Raw genomic sequence first — 18936 nt, 5'->3', positions numbered from 1 at the left:
CTTTCTCTCCTTTTCGGGCCACTATTTTCAGCCGTCACTGTCATTTATTTTAGCAGTGTAGGAAAATAAGGACAAGGAAGAAACGCTAACTTTTCATTTTCCACATTTGTTTTCAAGCTCAAACGACAGTGGAAGCTTGATATTTTCACCTGGAATGAGAGCTTGTAATTGTAAGTGTGGGTTTAAGTTGTAAAAAAGTTGTAAGCGCTCTGGAAAGGTCATAGGAACTTTTGCAGGATGTAGGGCAAATAAACTATGGATAGTGTCACCTTCAATCGTTTGTACTGTAATATAATTTGGCTCACGCTGTTTTTCACAAAGACTATTTTCTGTATTTTTGGTAGATAAAGCTGCCAGTGGGATAGATCCTTCGGTTAAATCTACTTTGACGACAAAGGCGATCACAATGATGATGGCTGTTAAGATGAATGCGCGCAAAAAATCCCCTCCTTTTCTACACTATATTGAGAAGAGAGGGGATTCATGCACATTATTTTGTAATTGGTTGTTTTGGATATTTTGTAAAGGCCACAATTAATAGAGTAATGGTTAACAATAAAGAGAATACAGTGATAATGGTACTGTTAATTGGTAAATAGTCTGCTAGCATTGATAGCAAAGTTGCCCAAGTGATGGCAAAGGTAGCTGTTCGCCAGATGTGACGATATTCACCTCGACGCTTCATTGCCTTTAAGATAAATAAACCAGCTAAAGCATAGAGAGCAATTTGTGCAAATATGAGCATGGTTGTCACAACAAAAAGCATGAGGAAGGTGAATGGATATAAGAGCCATTTAATGCCTTCTATATATTCCGTTAAACCAGTTAAACTATCCATATCAAATGTATCAACAGACATACCTGCTGCAAAGCGACCTAAAGAAAATACGGACACAATGGTAATGAGTAGAAAAGTATATTGAATAACCTTTCCAATAGGTAATAAACGATAGGCTGCTAGTTTTTTAGGATGAATGAGACTATCGATAAAAAGCTGTGAGTGTTTCATACTATATCTCCTCCAATCGATATTTTAACATGTTCAAAGAGGACAGGATATGAAAGAAGTATAAATGAAGAGGAACTAGATGATAAAATGTTAACATTATGTAAAGAAGTTAAAGGATTTCTTTACTTTTTGTTGGTAATCATTTAATGATTACAAATAGAGTAGTAGAGATGTAGGAATTGGAGCGAAAACAATTGACAATAGATTGGCAAAGCATACTCTTTCAATTTTTAGGTGGGTTAGGGGTATTTTTATTTTCCATTAAATTTATGGGTGATGGACTTCAGAAATCAGCGGATGATCGATTACGTGAATGGTTAAATCGCTTTACTACAAACCCGATTATGGGTGTCTTAGTGGGTATATTTGTAACGATTTGTATTCAGTCAAGTTCTGCAACAACAGTCATAACTGTAGGTTTAGTGAGTGCTGGTTTTTTAACATTGCGTCAAGCCATTGGCGTCATCATGGGGGCAAATATCGGTACAACCATTACAGCATTTATTATTGGCATTAATATTGGTATCTATTTTTACCCTTTGTTGGCAATCGGTGCAGGTTGTTTGTTTTTCTTGAAAAAAGCAACGTATCAACATATTGGCCAGATTCTTTTTGGCTTTGGTGGTTTATTTTTAGGGCTAGAGCTAATGAGTGCAAGTATGCAGGCACTACATCAATTGGCAGACTTTGCATCATTAACGCTTCATTTAAGTAATCAACCGATTTTAGGCATATTTTTAGGAACCGTATTCACATTATTGGTGCAAAGTTCTACTGCGACGGTTGGTGTGCTGCAAGGGTTATATGCTGAACATTTAATTGGTTTAAATAGTGCATTACCTATTTTGTTTGGTGAAAATATTGGCACGACCATTACAGCGGTATTAGCTTCCCTTGGTGCTTCTATTTATGCAAAGCGTGCAGCTGCCGCACATGTCCTTTTTAATGTCATCGGCACGATCATTTTCATGCTATTCTTTACACCATTTATACAGTTTGTCCAGTGGGTAAGTGAGTTATTTCATTTAGAGCCTCGCATGCAAATTGCTCTTGCACATGGTTCATTCAACGTATTTAATATGATGATTCAACTTCCATTTATCGCTGGACTTGCAACATTAGTTACGAAGTTGCTGCCAGGAAATGACGGTCATATCAATGTGACAACTAAGCATCTGGACCCATCCTTTATTGATTCCTCTCCTGCCATTGCCCTTGGTCAAGCGAAAGAGGAAGTGTTACGAATGGGTGAACATGCATTGCGAGGGCTGGAAGAAACGTTTTTATATATGAAAACGGGGGAAGCAGAACATATTCCAACGGTTTTGCAATTAGAGGTCGGCCTCAATCATCTCGACAATGAAATTACGGATTATTTAGTCATGGTGTCTAAGCAGCCGCTATCTCGAGCAGACTCAGTAAGACACCATACCTTATTAACAAATGTGCGAGATTTTGAACGGATTGGAGACCATTTTGAAAATATATTAGAGCTTCTACAATACAAAGATCATCATGAAGTGAGTTTAAGTAAATCAGCACGACAAGATTTAATTGGTATGTTTAGTTTAGCCATTGAAGCAGTACGGAAAAGCATTGAAGCTTTAGATACGGCGAGCTTAAGTTTAGCTCAGGAGGTAACGGAGCTAGAAAGCTTAATAGATGATATGGAAGATAAACTCCGTCAAAAACATATCGCTCGCTTGAACACTAATGAATGCAGTGGAGCAGCGGGAATTGTTTATATGGATATTGTAAGCAATCTAGAACGTATAGGAGACCATGCAGTAAACATTGCCGACTCGATTTTAGGCATTCGTCATTAGCGAGATGAAACTTTTCACTTTGTTATTCCGTATGAAAGGCAATGCACGGTAAAAGGAGAGAAACTTTATGGAAGTTATTGGCTGGATCTTAGTGATTGCCTGCTTTATTATTTCGTTTATTGGTTTAGTGTATCCGATTATTCCGGGTGTACTATTTTTAGTTGGCGGATTTTTGCTTTATGGTGTATTTTTCTCATTCGCAGAGCTGAGCTGGTGGTTCTGGGTGATTGAAATCCTATTTGTAGTGCTATTATTTGGTGCCGATACAGTGGCAAATGCGTTCGGCATTAAAAAGTTTGGTGGTTCTAACGCAGGAATGTGGGGAAGTACTATCGGTTTATTAATTGGTCCATTTGTTATTCCCGTTGCAGGGATATTAATTGGTCCATTTTTAGGCGCGGTGATTGCAGAACTTATTGTTGAGAAACGTACCTTTAATGAGGCTGTGAAAAGTGGTGTGGGCTCTCTAATAGGCTTTTTAACATCTACCATTGCAAAGGCTGTCATTCAAATCGTGATGATTATTGTATTTTTTATCGCGATTTAATGCTTCACTTTTAAGGTTTAGTGTTTATGATGAAAGGGTAAGATAGTAAACGTATTGATATTTCAGTCAAAAGGCTGAAATCTTCAATTTGAAGTATTTTTCATTGAATGGTTTGACCAATTTTGATAATCTAAGGATGTACTATTTATTTCTTATTTTAGGGAGGAACTTAACAATGGCTTACGAATTACCACAATTAACTTACGCTTATGATGCATTAGAACCACATATCGATGCAAAAACAATGGAAATTCACCATTCTAAACACCACAATACTTATGTAACAAACTTAAACGCAGCAGTAGAAGGTACTGAATTTGCAGAAAAGAACATTAACGACTTAATCGCAAACCTTGACGCTCTTCCAGCTGACAAACAAACTGCTGTACGCAACAACGGTGGCGGACATGCTAACCATACATTATTCTGGGAAGTTATCGCTCCAGGCGGTTCAAATACACCAGTTGGCGAAGTAGCAAAAGCAATCGATGCTAAATTCGGTTCTTTCGATGCTTTCAAAGAAGAATTTGCTAAAGCTGCTACAACTCGCTTCGGTTCTGGTTGGGCTTGGTTAATCGTTGATGGTGACTCAGTGGCTGTTACGTCTACTCCTAACCAAGACTCTCCAGTAATGGAAGGTAAAACTCCAATTCTAGGCTTAGATGTTTGGGAACATGCATATTACTTAAACTACCAAAACCGTCGTCCAGATTACATCGGTTCTTTCTGGAATGTAGTAAACTGGGACGTAGTAGAAGCTAAATTCCAAGCTGCAAAATAATGATGAATCTTCGGCTATGCCAAAGGTGAGTAATCACCAAGGCATAGCCTTTTTTATTGGATAGAAAAGTAAGCGTGAGGGAAAGTATAAAAAAAAGCAACCTTTCCTCAGAAAGTGCCGTCAAATAAATGATGTTTTACATAAGATTTCGTAAGTGCGTGCTTTTCTGTCATACCTTCGAATGGTATACTAAGTATCGTGTATTGAAATGATCAGAAGATGAGGAGGGGAATACATATGCGCAAAGCACCCGGAAAAAATCGCGCGGCGAGTGTTAAAGCAAAACATCATTCTAATTTAACATTTCGTATGAATATCCTTTTCTTTGCAATATTTATCGTATTTTCAATGTTAATTTTTAGACTGGGTTATATGCAAATCGTCAAAGGGGAAGAGTATGTACGACTTTTAGAGAGTAAAGAGGAAGTTCCTGTTAATACAAGTGTGCCAAGGGGCCGCATGTATGATCGTTACGGGCGTATTTTAGTCGATAATCACCCTGAAAATGCCATTACCTATACGAAAATGCAAACGACTACAACAGATGAAATGCTAAATATAGCTGAAAAGCTGGCGCAATTAATTGAACAACCAACAAAACGCGTCACATTGCGTGATAAACAAGATTTTTGGATTATCAAAAATCATGATGCGGCTTATGAAAAAGTGACAAAGGCAGAAGAAGCTGAAATTCGAGCGAAAGAAAATATTACGACAAGTCAAATCAATGCAGAGATTGATAAACTAGTACGTGAACGCATTACGAATGAAGAACTTTTGCAATTGTCAGAGAAAGATTTAGAAGTATTAGCAATCTTTAGAGAGATGACATCTGGTTATAATTTATCACCTCAAATTATAAAAAGTGAAAATGTCTCGGCAGAAGAATTTGCACGTGTCTCCGAGCGTTTAACGGAACTGCCAGGAGTTAACACAACGACAGATTGGAAACGCGTAAAATTATCTTCTCTATCGATTCTTGGTCGTACAACGGTCCCAACAAAAGGGATACCAAAAGAGAAGCTGAATTATTATTTAGCCCGTGATTATTCACGAAATGATCGAGTAGGGGAAAGTTATATCGAAGCTCAATATGAAGAGTTACTACAAGGTCAAAAAACAGTTGTCAAAAATATTACCAATAAAAAAGGGCAGGTCGTCGATACGGTGACAACCTATGAAGGTGAACCAGGTAAAGACTTAATCCTGTCAATGGATAGTGAGCTACAGGCGGAAACAGAGAAAATTTTGGAAGAAGAGCTGCTTAACCTAAAAGCACTCCCAGGCTCGTATTTATTAGATCGCGCCTTCTTAATCATGATGGACCCGAATACAGGGGATGTCCTATCCATGACTGGTAAGAAAATAGAAAAAAATCCTGAGACAGGGAAAAATGAAGTCATTGACTATGCATATGGATCATTTACAACAGCTTATGAGGCAGGTTCATCTGTAAAGGCAGCAACTGTTCTTACTGGATACAATCAAGGTGTTATATCGATGGGTACTTCTATGGGAGATGAGCCTATTGTATTAGCTGGTACAGACCCTAAAACGTCTATTTTTAACCGTAGTGGATATATTCCAATGGATGATTTAATGGCTTTAGAACGTTCTTCCAACTCCTATATGTTTAAGATTGCGTTGCTGCTTAATGGAACACCTTATAGCTATGGTATGCCATTACGCTTAAAGGACGATACGTTCCCCAGAATGCGTAATAATTATGCACAATTTGGTTTAGGTGTGAAAACAGGCATTGATTTACCAAATGAATTTAGTGGGGTGCGTGGTCCATCAGGTGCAACGATGGGAGGGAAAACGCTTGACTTGGCCATTGGTCAGTATGACACTTATACACCTCTGCAATTAGCACAATATATTTCAACAGTTGCCAATGGTGGCTATCGTATTCAGCCACATGTCGTGAAAGAGGTTCGTGATCCATCTCAAGATGGTAAACAATTAGGCCAGTTAGTAACAGAAGTAGGACCAACTATTTTGAATCAAATTGATAATTCCAAAGAAGAGATCGATTATGTAAAGCAAGGATTGCGTCGTGTATACACTGGTAAACACGGTACAGCACGAGCTCAATTTGCGGATATTCCATATACAGCTGCTGGGAAAACAGGGACAGCAGAGGTAGTTTATTATGGTCCATTACGAGAGTACTATGGTACAAACACGATTAACTTAACACATGTCGGTTTTGCACCATATGAAAACCCTGAAATTGCCTATGCAGTTGTTATCCCATGGGTTAATACAAACTTAGCTCCACACTACTATCAAAATAATGTCATTGCTAGACGTGCTTTAGACAAGTATTTTGAATTAAAAGCAAAATATCAAGCTGAAAAAGTGACAGATAGCAATGTAAAACAACCAATTTTACCTGCCGTTACACAAGAGAAAATTGGTGAGGATGAGCAACAATAAGAAAACCGCTAGGCATGAGAATGCCTAGCGGTTTCATGTTGTTGAAAAAAGGTAATGTCAACGGCATAATAAGCAATTTTGTAAGGCGAGGGGTTGATTTCCGTTCCGCCAGCGTCCTTTCCAGGGGGCGTCTGATGAGCCGCTTCACTCACTGCGTTCGCTCCAGGGTCTCCTCTGTGACGCTATGAACTGACCCCAAAAATTTGAACTTTTAAGAAACTCTTCGAAACTCAACTGGACTTTTTCCGTTGAGTTTTATTTTTATCCGTTCATGATTGTAGTAGTGGATATAGTCTACTAACGCTTTTTTGAATGCTTCGTAGTTCTTAAACGTTGTTGCGTATAGAAATTCTGATTTCATAATGCCAAAAAAGCTTTCTATCACGGCATTATCTAAACAATTTCCTTTCCGTGACATACTTTGCTTGATTTCATGTGTTGCCAATAACGCTTTAAAACGTGGTATTTGATATAACCATCCTTGATCAGAATGGACGATTAAGCCACTCTTTTTCGATAACTTTGTATACGTAAACGCCTTCTTAAAAGACTGTTGAACTAACTCAAAATTAGGTGATTTTGATACCTCATACCCAACGATTTCTCGATTGAATAAATCTAATACAGCGGATATATAGATTTTTTGACCGTTTATTTTAAACTCCGTTACATCGGTTACCCATTTCTGATTGGGTGCAGTGGCTTCAAAATCACGTTGGATGACATTCTCTGCGACATAGCCGACTGTCCCTTTATACGAACGGTATTTTTTAGGGCGTACCGTCCCTTTTAAGCCCAATTCTTGCATCAATCGTTGGACCGTTTTATGGTTGATGAAAAACCCTTCATTTCGGAGGGCTAAACAAATACGACGATAGCCATAACGCCCCTTATGGTAATGAAAAAGCGTCTGAATTCGTTCTTTGATCGCCTGATATTTATCTGGTTTTACCCATTTTTGGAGATGATAATAATACGTACTTTTCTTAAGTTTCGCGACTTTTAATAGAGCTTGAAGAGGAAAATCCAACCTTAGCTCATAGACAGCTCTTACTTTTTCTTGGATTTGAAGGCATCCTTTTCTTGAACTAAGGCTTTCAACTTTTTTAAATAGGCATTTTCCATCCGTAAATACTCAATTTCGGCTTTTAACTCATCCGTTGTTTTTCCATTTAAATCGGACGAAGGTGGTTGTTTTTTTGGCATTGATTGGCGCTCCTTTTCTACTTGATAGAGCACCTCACCAGCCGTTGACATCCATTGTTTTTTCCATCTCCGAACGGTTTCACGGGAAGGAATATTAAACTTCGCAGCAGTCTGAAGGAGCGAATCGCCCGTCTCTATCAGGTGTTGAATTACTTTTATTTTAAAAGAATCTTCGTAATTCGTGAACCCTTGAGGACGAATAATTCCTTCGATGCCATGATAGCGATATAATTCAATCCATAATCGAATGTACTGTCGATCCCTCTGTAATCGATTGGCAATCTGATACGTACTTTCTTTTTCTTCAAAGTAAGCTAGAACTGCGGCTAATTTTTGTTCATCAGAAATCACTACCTGCACCCCCTATAGTACATTTTTAAGTCCAATATTTTGGGTGCAGCTCACTAAATCCCCTAGGAGTGACGCTGGCTCCACTCCAATCAACCATTCTGCAAAAGTGTCTTTTCCTGAACAAAATAGCCCATTATTTAAAGTGATGTGTGACAACACCCCTCCATAAAAGAGTAGTGAATACCTTCACTTTTTTGCTAAAAAGTGAACATTTTTATTTTATGGATTGGAGTGGAAGGCTACTTGACTCCCGTGGGAATAGCGAGACAGGCGAGCCCCTGCACGGAGGAAGCGGCTCGGCGCTCGCCCACAGGAAAGCAAGTAGCCTGCAACGGAAATCCTTTTTCACCTTTCACATAAATTCTATGGATGGTTTTGTTTTTCAACACTATGAAACCGCTAGGCATGAGAATGCCTAGCGGTTTTTTCTATTAAAGTAAGCAAGCTTTACACAGATAATTGCTGAATAGCCAATTCAAACTGCTCTCTTGGCTTTACCCCATAAAGCTCTATATTGTGATAGAAATAAGAAGCTATCATAAAATCGATCGCCTCCTGAAGTGAATATTCCCGATGTTCCATTACTAGTAATAGATAGGTTTTAAAATAATCGGCATTTTGTACTTTTGCATGTTTCATGACAAAGGTCAAACTCTCCTCATCCATTAGCCTCAACGTGATTGTCGCTGATTCTTCGTTTTTGCTCAGAAAACAATACGTCTAGATTTTTTCGTGCCTGCCATTTGTAACAATCGCCGGAAACTTTATTTCGATGCAGTGGACGTTTGAACACCTGCTAAAAAGCAAAACAAGTATTGATCTCCCGCGATTAAGGAGGGGGCCTTCAACACTGCATCAACATAAAATATTTCCTGACACAAGTGCTTATTATAGCATCTTTCCTATAGGAAGCAAGTAGAAGAAGACCCTCGCGCCTTAAGATAGTGAAATGAATGAGGGGGTGGTCTCTTTTCGTTAGGTGTCGAATCATCTACTCTCAGGACGCCATTTTACCGTGACGATTGTAAATGCGTCTTTACAATCGTTTACAAAGCATTACATTCATTTACATCTCTTTTACGAACCGTTTATACGACTTCAACAATCAGTCATTATAGTAAAGATTGTAAGACAAATAACTATAAAACAGTTCACGACGGAGGCAAATGAGATGAAAAAGTGGAAGTACTTAACGATGACAGCAGTAATGGGTTCTGCATTAATGCTAGGTGCATGTGGTAGCGATTCTGCACAAAATGGAAACAATGCAGAAACGAACGCACCAGCTAGTTCAGGACAAGAAGCTGCTGATGAAAAGCTACAAGGATCTGTAGCTGGAGATGGCTCATCAACAGTAGCACCAATCATTGAGGCAGTTGTTGAAGAGTATGCAGGCGCACAACCAGATGTCAAAGTATCAGTGGGGGTTTCTGGTACTGGTGGTGGTTTTGAAAAATTCATCGCAGGTGAAACAGACTTTTCAAATGCATCTCGTAATATAAAAGATGAAGAGAAATCGAAATTAGAAGAAGCGGGTATTGATTTTACAGAGCTAGCTTTAGCATATGACGGTTTATCTGTAGTGGTGAACCCAGAAAATGATTGGGCGAAGGATTTAACAGTAGAACAATTACAAAAAATTTGGGTTGAAGATGGAAAAGAGAAAAAATGGTCTGATATTGATCCATCATGGCCAGATGAAAAAATCGTTTACTATTCACCAGGTACTGATTCAGGCACATACGATTACTTCGATGAAGTCATTTTAGATGGTGCGGATCTAGTAAGCTCAGCAACATTATCAGAGGATGATAATATGCTAGTGCAAGGTGTAGCTGGTGACAAAAACGCAATCGGTTTCTTCGGCTATGCTTACTATCTTGAAAATAAAGATAAATTAAACATTGTCAAAGTAAATGGTGTTGAACCAACAAATGAAACAATAGAGGGTGGCGAATATACACCACTTTCACGCCCACTATTCACTTACGTGAAAAATAGTGCTATGAAAGATAATGAAGCAGCATATGACTTCATTCAATTTACACTTGAAAATGCAGGCGATATGGCTGAGGCAGTTGGCTATGTTCGTTTACCAGAAGAAAAATATACTGAAGGCTTAAAAACTTTAGAAGGCTTAAAATAAGTAGACATGCATAGAGGGAAAGAGATGTATGCTCTTTCCCTCACTTATTTGAAAGGAGCTCCCAATGGTTTCTCAAAAGGAAAATAAGACATCATCTGTGCAGCAATTAATTGCAAATTCTCGCAATCAAAAAACAAAGAAAATAGTGGAAAAAGCAATGCCAGCTCTATTATTTTCTGCCGCTATTATTTCGATTTTAACAACGTTTGGCATTGTTTTCACCCTTATTTTTGAAACGTTTGAGTTCTTTAAACGTGTGTCGATTACGGATTTCCTATTTGGGACAAAGTGGTTACCGTTTTCAGGAAATGAACCGTTATTTGGAATTTTGCCATTAATCGCAGGTACATTAAAAGTGACACTTATTGCAGTTGTAGTAGCCGTACCATTTGGAATTGCTTCAGCTATCTATTTAAGTGAATATGCAAGTGAGAAAACAAGACGTACAGTGAAACCGATTTTAGAGGTATTAGCCGGTGTACCAACAATCGTCTATGGTTTCTTTGCATTAACGTTTGTCACACCTGTTTTACAAGAAATTGTACCTGGACTCAAATTATTTAATGCATTAAGTCCTGGGATTGTTGTAGGTATCATGATTTTACCTATGATTACATCTCTATCAGAGGATGCGATGTCATCCGTACCAAATAGTATGCGTGAAGGAGCTTTAGCTCTAGGTGCGACGAAATTCGAGGTAGCTATTAAAGTAGTATTACCAGCTGCACTATCGGGAATTATTGCTTCAATCGTGTTAGCTATTTCCCGGGCAATTGGAGAAACAATGATTGTTTCACTTGCTGGAGGATCTACACCGAAATTTGATTTAAATGTAACGGATTCCATTCAAACAATGACGGCGTACATTGTACAAGTTTCAACAGGTGATGCAGGTTATGGTACAACAATCTACTACTCTATCTATTCAGTAGGATTTACATTATTTATCTTTACACTAATCATGAATTTACTTGCTCACTATATTTCGAAACGCTTCAGGGAGGTTTACTAGCATGCGCTATATGGATGACACGGTCGTCATGAAACGATTGACCAAGCGTATTACATTTAATAAAGTTTGGAAAACCTTATTTTTCTTAGCAACTATGTTTGCGCTTGTGACTTTAGCTATTTTGTTATATCGCATAGTGTCACAGGGAATTGGTTATTTAAATATCGATTTCTTAACTAATTTTGCATCACGATTTGCAGATAAGGCAGGGATTAAAGCTGCCTTAATTGGGTCACTGTGGTTAATGGCAGTTGTTGCGCCAGTATCTATTATTTTAGGTGTAGGTACTGCGATTTATTTAGAGGAGTATGCTAAGAAAAATAGAATTAACGACTTTATTCGAATGAACATATCGAATCTAGCAGGTGTACCTTCCATCGTTTTTGGATTACTTGGGTTAACAATTTTTGTCCGTATGATGGGGCTAGGCAAAAGTATTTTAGCCGCAGGGTTTACGATGAGTTTATTAATACTGCCTGTTATCATTGTAGCCGCACAGGAGGCTATTCGTGCCGTACCAAATGAACAACGAGAAGCATCATATGGTATGGGTGCAACGAAATGGCAAACCATTTTACGCGTGGTGCTACCAGCTGCCATTCCGGGTATTTTAACAGGAAGTATTTTAGCCATGTCTCGTGCCATTGGAGAAACAGCTCCACTTGTTGTCATCGGGATTCCAGTTATTCTACAGTTTTTACCGAATAGTTTATTAAGTCAATTCACTGCATTACCGATGCAAATTTATGATTGGGCAAAGCGACCACAAGAAGCCTTTCAGTATGTGGCGGCCGCAGGTATTTTAGTGCTTATGACGGTTCTGCTATTAATGAACTCTATTGCTATCTTTATACGAAATAAATTCCAAAAACGTTATTAATGAGGTGACCTTATGGTGCTAGATTTAAAAGAGGAAAAAACGATTGTCAAGTTGAATCAAATGGCAACTAAGTCTTCAGATGATAGAGCGAAGAATATTGTCTACGATACACGAAACTTAAATTTATGGTATGGTGATCACCATGGTTTAAAAGATATTAATTTAAGTATTTATGAAAATGAAGTAACGGCTATTATTGGGCCATCTGGCTGTGGTAAATCTACGTATCTAAAAACATTAAATAGAATGGTAGAACTTGTACCAAGCGTTCGAACATCAGGTGAAATCGTCTATCGTGAGCGAAATATTTTAGATAAAAGCTATACAGTAGAGGAATTAAGGACACGTGTAGGGATGGTGTTCCAAAAGCCGAACCCATTCCCAAAATCTATTTATGATAATATTGCCTATGGACCAAGAATCCATGGGATTAAAAATAAAAAGATTTTGGATGAGATTGTGGAGAAGTCACTAAGAGGGGCAGCGATTTGGGATGAGGTAAAAGATCGTTTAAATCAAAATGCCTATGGGTTATCGGGTGGTCAGCAACAGCGTATTTGTATTGCACGTTGCTTAGCGATTGAACCAGATGTCATCTTAATGGATGAGCCAACATCTGCTTTGGACCCAATTTCTACGTTGAAGGTGGAAGAGCTTGTGCAAGAGCTGAAAAAAGATTATTCCATCATCATCGTGACACATAATATGCAGCAAGCGGCTCGTATTTCTGATCGCACAGCATTCTTCCTAAGTGGAGAGGTTGTTGAATACGATAAAACAGATATTATTTTCCAAACACCAGCGGATCAACGCACAGAAGATTATATTTCAGGACGTTTCGGCTAAGGAGGAGCAATAGATGGTAGTTCGTGAGCGTTTTGAACAAGAGTTACAAGAGGTACAGGGTCAATTTATTGCCCTTGCCAACAGCAGTATTCTAGCGCTACAAACGGCTTTTGAAGCATTAGTAGAGCAGGACTTAGAAAAAGCCTTGAAAATTTTAGAAGATGATTTAGTCATTAATCGTCTTGAAGAGGAAATTAATGACCATGTGATTTTAATGATTGCTAAGCAACAACCAGTGGCAACAGATTTGCGTCGCCTTATGGTCCTTGTAAAAGCAGCAGCAGATATGGAAAGAGTGGGCGACTATGCGGTTAATATTGCTAAGGAAGCGATTCGAATTGGCAAAGAACCAATAGTGTTTCCGATAACCAATCTACAAACGATGTGTAATAAAACAGTCGAAATGCTAGAGAGTATCATGAAGGCCTTTACAGAGGAAGATACGGTACGTGCCAAAGAAATCGCAGAATTAGATGATTATGTAGACGATTTATACGGGGCAACAATTACACTTTTACTTCGCGCGGGTGTAGAAAATCCTGCACATATTTCGCAGATAACCCATCTCACATTTATTTGCCGATATCTAGAACGCTCTGCCGATCATGCGACAAATATTGCAGAACATCTATTTTACTTAGTCAAAGGCAAGCATTATGAATTAAATAATTAATGAGGAAGAGCTACTTTTAGCTCTTCTTTTCATTTGGATAAAAAAATTTTATGTAGCAGCAACATTGTCTTTTTCCCTAGCGTCTTTATAACGAGCACTATTGTATTGTCAAAAATTTTTTTTGGCTATACTATAGACATTATCCGAAAAATGTGATGCTTAGGAGGTGCTGCTACGTGAAAGATGCAATCGAAACATTCATTGAGCAATTTGACCAGCAGATGTCAAACGAACAACTAGACTATTTACGTTTTCTCTATAAAAACTTACATTTAGAGGAGTTAAGTGAAGGAGAACAACATTATTTTATCGACTATTTTTTCAAGAGCGAGCCATTACGAAATATGGCAGCATTTGCACTAGAATTGGCAGATATTATGCATGAAATTCGAGAAAATATCCCTGCTATTGAAAAAGCTGAACGCTTAGCAAACGGCCATGAGCAATACCTATATTATGAACGAAAATGGTCAGAGCTGAGACGTCAAAAGCTCAAGCAACAGACAACAAAAAGTGGTAATATTTTTTATGTGCCATTTCATGAATATCAACAGGAACCTGGGCCTATGATTATTTGTTTAGAACAAACGACGGGGATGGCTGCTTACTCTGATCTTTGTAAAAGTATGATTTTACCGTTATTTATGAATGCTCATCGTGAAGGTCGCGATTTATATATTGTTCCATATGATCGTCAAATTCATGTTCACTATCGCTTTGAAAATGGTCATTTAAATTTAGCTGATTTTAAGAGTTTTATCGAATATAAGGCACAAGGAGAAGCCGCAATATTGCCTGTTTTACAGTTTGTTAAAGCATTACTACAGGAAAATCAACTCGATGCTGAAGCGGATGTCATTATTTTTACAGAAGGAGCGCCTATTGATGGACAGCATCTCGTAACTAAACAAGCAAGAACGATGCTAGAGGAAATGAAGCGGAAATACCATGCTGAATTTTCAGTGATCGCCATGCACGAACATAATTTTAATAAACAGCAGTTTTGGTTTGCCAATAAGGCTTTTTTTGCGGATGATGCTATACAATAAAAAAATAGGGGCTAACCGTTTCTGAAGGTTTGCTCCTTTTTGGTGGAGATACATAGGTTTTTTAAAGGAGAAATACATGGATTCATTACTTTGGTTATTACCTAAATTTACAGTCCCAACTTGGATGGATGTCTTGATTGCCGCCATTATTTGTTTAGTTGGTTGGCTTATTCAACGTTTCATCATAAAAAAAATCATTCATTGTGTAGTGACTTTTTTAAGAAATCGCCAGCGGAAATTCCAGGCGAATGTACTTGCCCAATTCAGTAAAGCAATTGGCTATGCATTTATGACGACAGTCATTGTCCTGAGTTTATCTTATTTAATAGAAGTTCCTTTATTTACACATAAATCAACGAAAAATTTTGTATTGTCAATTCTGGTGTTTTTTGCGTTTAAAGGGATTTATGATGTATTAAATTTTTATACGAAACAACCATTCGAATTAACGAGTGAAGAGGATCAGAATGTCTTATTACCGTTTTTTCTACGAATCGGTAAAGTAATCATTATGATTTTTGCTATGTTCACGATTGCTTCGTTTTGGGATTTTAACCTCAATGGCTTTTTAACAGGGATCGGTTTAACTGGTGTGGCGATTGCCTTTGGGATTCGTGATACTTTAGCACATGTATTTGGTGGTATGTCTGTCGCGTTGGATAATCCATTCCAAATAGGAGATTGGATCGCAACGGAAGATCAAAAAATTGAAGGCACAATTGAAGATATCAATCTGCGAAGTACCTTAATTCAAACAGGGGATAAGGGGCTTGTCTATGTGCCGAATTCCTATTTAGTCAACCGCCCTATTTATAATTTATCAAAACGAGAAAAACGGAAATGTGAGCAATTTATCTATGTAGCAGCCGAAAATGAGGAGGACCATTTACGTAGTGCTTTAACAGCCATTCATAAGGAAATTTATTTGCATGCCAAAACGGAGAAAGAGATGATCCATGTTTTTATTGATGAATTTCATCATGATTCATATCGTGTACTTGTTCGTTTCTTTATTGCTACAAATGATACAGCTGTTATGCTAGAAGTGCGTCAGGATATTTTATTTGCTATTCGTCAAATAATGGAGGAGTTATCCATTACGTTAGCTACCCCTTACGAGGATGACAGTCTACGAAATAAAAAATAAATTGAATTGTGAGATAGTTTGCATTACAATATAACTTACAAATCAGCGTTGATGAAGAGTAGTAGCTATTTAAATTTGTCATAGAGAGCTAGTGGTTGGTGGAAACTAGTACAAATGAATGGTGAATGGACTTCGGAGCTCTAATCCTGAACGACAGTAGGGATTAGCGTATGCCTACGTTATAAGGCTTCAAGAGGGTCTTCTAAATTGGAGACCAATGAAGGTGGCACCACGGCTTTTCCGTCCTTTTGTGATGGAAAGGCCTTTTTTTATCTTGATTCAGTCATGTTTTTGTCTGAAAGTGAAGCGTGAGGTGCAGAAATTTTCCTCTTGTGTAGGGGAGATAGATGCTTGTTTTACTTTTTTAGCAGATTCAAACACCCGCTGAAGCAAGAGAAAGCCCCTCCATCGGATGTCACAGATTTTGAAGAGATGCTATGTTAGTAACTTGAAAAAATCTGAACACACATACGCTGAGGAGGAGGCGATAGATAGGTGTAGAAGAGCAGAGAAGAGCTTAGAGAAGGAGAGAAGAGTATGACAGTTGAGCTTAGAAAGTATGCCATGAAAGTATTACAGGGGGATATGATGACCCCTATCTCTGTGTATCAATCACTGAGCGGGCAGCATAAAATGTTGTTCGAATCATCAGCCAAGCATGAGGAAAGTGGGCGATATTCCTTTATCGCCATCAATCCAGTGGCTGAATTGAAAGGGAACAAGGAAGAATTCATCTTTTCAAGAGGAATGGAAAAGGACACAATTAGTGGGAATGTGCTCGATCAATTAAAGCAAGTTATGCCATTTCATGAGGAGCACTATCCATTCGCCTTTTTTGGTGGGATCATAGGTTTCTTTGGCTATGAAACAGCTTTTTATACAGAAAAAATCGGAAACTATTTACAGGATGATTTAGCCATGCCTGATGTGCATGTTTTTTTCTATGATACCTTTATTGTTTTTGATCATGTAACACAGGAAATCACACTAGCCTCGATTGATCTATTTCAGGAGGGGCGTTCAATAGAGGAGATGGAGGCTGCTATTGCGACAATAGAGCAACAGCTTTGTGCAGGTACGACCTTTGAGGCATTGAAGGTAGATGAACTACATTTTACACCAATGATGACAAAGGAGCGATTTGTTTCTTTGGTGGAACGTGCTAAGCAGCATATTTTAAGAGGAGATATTTTTCAAATCGTATTATCACAACGCTTTTCAGCACCGTTCACAGGTTCACCATTCTCACTTTATCGTCAATTACGCACATCGAATCCGTCACCCTATATGTTCTATATGGATTTTGGATCCTATGTTATTTTAGGAACATCTCCGGAAAGTCTGGTAAAGGTAAAAAATCGTCAGGTGACAACCAATCCAATAGCTGGTACAAAGCCGCGTGGCGCGACAACAGAACAGGATGAAGCAATTGCAAATGCTCTATTAGCAGATGAAAAGGAAATAGCGGAGCATCGTATGTTAGTAGATTTAGGTCGCAATGATCTTGGACGCATTGCCAAAGTCGGTTCTGTAAAGCTAATGAAATACATGAATATTGAACGGTATAAATATGTGATGCATATGGTGTCAGAGGTAATGGCAGAATTACGAGACGACCTCCATGTTCTGGATGTACTGCGTGCTTGTCTACCAGCTGGGACTGTGTCAGGAGCACCTAAAATTCGAGCCATGCAACTGATTAATGAATTGGAACCAGTGAAGCGGGGCGTGTACGCGGGAGCGGTGGGCTATATTTCAACAACAGGTGATATGGACTTAGCACTCGCTATTCGGACAATGCTCATTAAGGATCAAAAAGCCCATGTACAGGCAGGGGCGGGAATTGTTTATGACTCCATCCCATTGTCGGAATACGAGGAAACGCTCAATAAAGCCCGTGCGCTATTGGAGGTCAAAAAATGATTTTATTAATCGATAATTATGATTCCTTTACTTATAACCTATTTCAACAAATCAGCGTGCTGGGAAAAAACGTTAAAGTCGTGCGAAATGATGCTATTACAATAGAAGAAATTCAAGAAATGTCGCCTGAAGCCATCATTTTATCTCCTGGACCAGGAACACCTGCTGAAGCAGGTATCACGGTAGCTGTCATCAAGGAACTGTATCAAAATTTCCCCATTTTAGGTATATGCCTTGGCCATCAATCGATTGGGCAGGCTTTTGGCTCCAATATTGTGCAGGCCCAAAATATTATGCATGGAAAGCTGTCACCATTACAATACGAGCAAACAGGTTTATTTAAGCGAATAAAGGGTGATATTGAAGTAATGCGTTATCATTCTTTAATTATTGAAGCAAGGACATTGCATAAGGATTTTAACATAATTGCAACAGCCGGTGATGATGGGGAGATTATGGCCATTCAACATAAGAATTATCCTCTTTATGGTCTGCAGTTTCACCCAGAATCAATCGGCACAAAAGAAGGCAATATCATGATGCAAGCCTTCCTCGATAGTATAGCGTAATGGCCGCAAAAAAGCTGTCGTCTAATGTGACGACAGCTTTTTAGGTTACTGCTTTTTGCCTGTAATTAACTTAGCAATTTCTTCTAAAGACATGGAAGAATTGACTTCATAGGAGCCGATTTGTAAGCTGCGGGCATATTTTGCGTTAGCGAGTAGTAACTCCATTTCAACACTATTGGTAATAATGCCGCCGTCTTCAAGCTTTTGTGCCACAATATAGGGTGTGATTCCACTGTATAATTGCAATGTCATCTTTGTCACATCACCGTTTGTTTCTTCAACGGCTTGTTCATCAGAATCTGTCGTAGACGTTTCTTCTGTTGTATGTACTGGCTTTAATTGTCCCTTTAACGAGGCAATTTCTTGGTTGGCCTTGTTTAGCTTATCTTGCAGTTGTTCTACCTGTTGCAGATTGCCAGCTTCTTTAGTAGGGAGACCAATATTTACATCAAAGCGACTGGAGAGTGCTAGCAAAGCTCCGACAAGAAAAATGGCAATGCCAAATGCGCGGATGGCGGACTTGTTCATC

19 protein-coding genes and 1 other annotated feature are annotated in these 18936 nt (G+C 38.5%); of the genes, 13 read left to right on the top strand and 6 right to left on the bottom strand.

Annotated elements, in window-relative coordinates; translation table 11 throughout:
- Positions 1–93 precede the first annotated feature (93 nt).
- A complete protein-coding gene (locus CRI88_RS06365) occupies positions 94–438 on the bottom strand; it encodes a hypothetical protein (protein WP_036120330.1) in 345 nt (114 codons plus the stop codon).
- A 52-nt stretch (positions 439–490) separates the two neighbouring features.
- Positions 491–1009 (bottom strand): DUF1189 family protein, encoded by a 519-nt coding sequence (locus CRI88_RS06360; protein WP_036120327.1) that lies wholly within the window; start codon positions 1007–1009, stop codon positions 491–493.
- Positions 1010–1203: 194 nt separating this feature from the next.
- Between CRI88_RS06360 and CRI88_RS06355 the strand changes: the two genes are divergently transcribed.
- From CRI88_RS06355 to CRI88_RS06340, 4 genes are all read left to right on the top strand, one after another.
- Positions 1204–2835, top strand: coding sequence for a Na/Pi cotransporter family protein (locus CRI88_RS06355; protein WP_036120325.1), 1632 nt, complete (start codon positions 1204–1206; stop codon positions 2833–2835).
- A 67-nt stretch (positions 2836–2902) separates the two neighbouring features.
- Positions 2903–3382, top strand: coding sequence for a DUF456 domain-containing protein (locus CRI88_RS06350; RefSeq protein WP_058844800.1), 480 nt, complete (start codon positions 2903–2905; stop codon positions 3380–3382).
- Between the two features lie 175 nt (positions 3383–3557).
- A complete protein-coding gene (locus tag CRI88_RS06345; protein WP_036120319.1) occupies positions 3558–4163 on the top strand; it encodes a superoxide dismutase in 606 nt (201 codons plus the stop codon).
- A gap of 237 nt (positions 4164–4400) precedes the next feature.
- Positions 4401–6605 carry a peptidoglycan D,D-transpeptidase FtsI family protein gene (locus CRI88_RS06340; protein WP_058844799.1) on the top strand — a complete coding sequence of 735 codons (2205 nt, stop codon included), beginning with the start codon at positions 4401–4403 and terminating at the stop codon, positions 6603–6605.
- Between the two features lie 211 nt (positions 6606–6816).
- On the opposite strand, the gene CRI88_RS06335 is transcribed toward CRI88_RS06340, so the two are convergent.
- The 3 genes from CRI88_RS06335 to CRI88_RS06325 all read right to left on the bottom strand — a co-directional run bounded on the left by CRI88_RS06335 (position 6817) and on the right by CRI88_RS06325 (position 8801).
- Positions 6817–7671, bottom strand: coding sequence for an IS3 family transposase (locus CRI88_RS06335; RefSeq protein ID WP_145991300.1), 855 nt, complete (start codon positions 7669–7671; stop codon positions 6817–6819).
- Positions 7656–8162: a helix-turn-helix domain-containing protein gene (locus CRI88_RS06330; RefSeq protein ID WP_180957783.1), complete on the bottom strand. Its 507-nt coding sequence runs from the start codon at positions 8160–8162 to the stop codon at positions 7656–7658. Before CRI88_RS06330 ends, CRI88_RS06335 begins: the two co-directional genes overlap by 16 nt.
- Before the next feature lie 447 nt (positions 8163–8609).
- Positions 8610–8801: a hypothetical protein gene (locus CRI88_RS06325; RefSeq protein WP_058844127.1), complete on the bottom strand. Its 192-nt coding sequence runs from the start codon at positions 8799–8801 to the stop codon at positions 8610–8612.
- A gap of 532 nt (positions 8802–9333) precedes the next feature.
- Between CRI88_RS06325 and CRI88_RS06320 the strand changes: the two genes are divergently transcribed.
- The 9 genes from CRI88_RS06320 (at position 9334) to CRI88_RS06280 (ending at position 18407) form a co-directional block, all read left to right on the top strand.
- Positions 9334–10308 (top strand): PstS family phosphate ABC transporter substrate-binding protein, encoded by a 975-nt coding sequence (locus CRI88_RS06320; RefSeq protein ID WP_036120305.1) that lies wholly within the window; start codon positions 9334–9336, stop codon positions 10306–10308.
- A gap of 64 nt (positions 10309–10372) precedes the next feature.
- Entirely contained in the window at positions 10373–11320 is a 948-nt protein-coding gene (pstC, locus tag CRI88_RS06315; protein ID WP_036120302.1) for a phosphate ABC transporter permease subunit PstC, read from the top strand.
- A gap of 1 nt (position 11321) precedes the next feature.
- A complete protein-coding gene (pstA, locus tag CRI88_RS06310; protein ID WP_036120300.1) occupies positions 11322–12200 on the top strand; it encodes a phosphate ABC transporter permease PstA in 879 nt (292 codons plus the stop codon).
- A gap of 60 nt (positions 12201–12260) precedes the next feature.
- On the top strand, positions 12261–13046 hold the full coding sequence (gene pstB, locus CRI88_RS06305; RefSeq protein WP_231745038.1) for a phosphate ABC transporter ATP-binding protein PstB: 786 nt from the start codon (positions 12261–12263) through the stop codon (positions 13044–13046).
- Positions 13047–13059: 13 nt separating this feature from the next.
- Entirely contained in the window at positions 13060–13719 is a 660-nt protein-coding gene (gene phoU / locus CRI88_RS06300) for a phosphate signaling complex protein PhoU (protein WP_036120292.1), read from the top strand.
- A gap of 176 nt (positions 13720–13895) precedes the next feature.
- Positions 13896–14768 (top strand): vWA domain-containing protein, encoded by an 873-nt coding sequence (locus CRI88_RS06295; protein ID WP_058844129.1) that lies wholly within the window; start codon positions 13896–13898, stop codon positions 14766–14768.
- Positions 14769–14844: 76 nt separating this feature from the next.
- Positions 14845–15915: a mechanosensitive ion channel family protein gene (locus tag CRI88_RS06290; RefSeq protein WP_036120260.1), complete on the top strand. Its 1071-nt coding sequence runs from the start codon at positions 14845–14847 to the stop codon at positions 15913–15915.
- 39 nt (positions 15916–15954) lie between these two features.
- Positions 15955–16166 (top strand) — a binding site (T-box leader).
- A gap of 286 nt (positions 16167–16452) precedes the next feature.
- Positions 16453–17838, top strand: coding sequence for an anthranilate synthase component I (trpE, locus tag CRI88_RS06285; protein WP_036120257.1), 1386 nt, complete (start codon positions 16453–16455; stop codon positions 17836–17838).
- Positions 17835–18407 (top strand): anthranilate synthase component II, encoded by a 573-nt coding sequence (locus CRI88_RS06280; protein WP_036120254.1) that lies wholly within the window; start codon positions 17835–17837, stop codon positions 18405–18407. Before trpE ends, CRI88_RS06280 begins: the two co-directional genes overlap by 4 nt.
- 45 nt (positions 18408–18452) lie before the next feature.
- Here CRI88_RS06280 and CRI88_RS06275 read toward each other — a convergent pair whose 3' ends face one another.
- The gene (locus tag CRI88_RS06275; protein ID WP_036120279.1) at positions 18453–18935 is read right to left on the bottom strand and encodes a hypothetical protein; all 483 of its coding nucleotides are present in this window, start codon (positions 18933–18935) and stop codon (positions 18453–18455) included.
- Between the last annotated feature and the right edge of the window lies 1 nt (position 18936).

The sequence above is a fragment of the Lysinibacillus fusiformis genome (assembly GCF_002845985.1).
Lineage (GTDB): Bacteria > Bacillota > Bacilli > Bacillales_A > Planococcaceae > Lysinibacillus > Lysinibacillus fusiformis_D.
The sequence above is the reverse complement of the archived record's forward strand: the minus strand, read 5'-3'. Positions and strand labels throughout refer to the sequence as shown.